Raw genomic sequence first — 380 nt, forward strand, 5'->3', positions numbered from 1 at the left:
AAAGCAGTCAGTGACCGCTCCATCAGCTTAAACAGTGTGCGTTGCAGAGCTGCCGCATCGTCAATGACAATGTTCTTTTGGAACAGTCCTGACACTGCGGTAGTCTCTACCCCTATGCCTATCACCTCAACATCGCTTCGTTCACAGAGGTCGATCACAGAGCGACATGCAGGGGCGCTTTGAGGCTGCCCATCAGTCACTACGATCAACATTTTCCGCTCTTCACGGGTCTTGGTGAGTTCAAAGGCTGCATACCACATAGCTTCCGCCATAGGTGTACCGCCAGTTGCTTTGAACCCAAACCGACCGGCCCGATTCTGAACCGTATCTCCATGCTTCACGACACTGAACACTGGCTGGTTCCGGTTGCCACCAAAAAA

1 protein-coding gene is annotated in these 380 nt (G+C 52.4%); it reads right to left on the reverse strand.

Annotation, left to right across the window (positions count from 1 at the left end; all coding sequences use genetic code 11):
- Nucleotides 1-353, reverse strand: a 353-nt coding sequence (locus tag BHE89_RS21850; RefSeq protein WP_353615158.1) for a VWA domain-containing protein, incomplete at its 3' end; no start/stop codon positions are given.
- Nucleotides 354-380 lie beyond the last annotated feature (27 nt).

Origin of the sequence: Shigella sp. FC1967 (assembly GCF_001743005.1) — a bacterium.
Lineage (GTDB): Bacteria > Pseudomonadota > Gammaproteobacteria > Enterobacterales > Enterobacteriaceae > Proteus.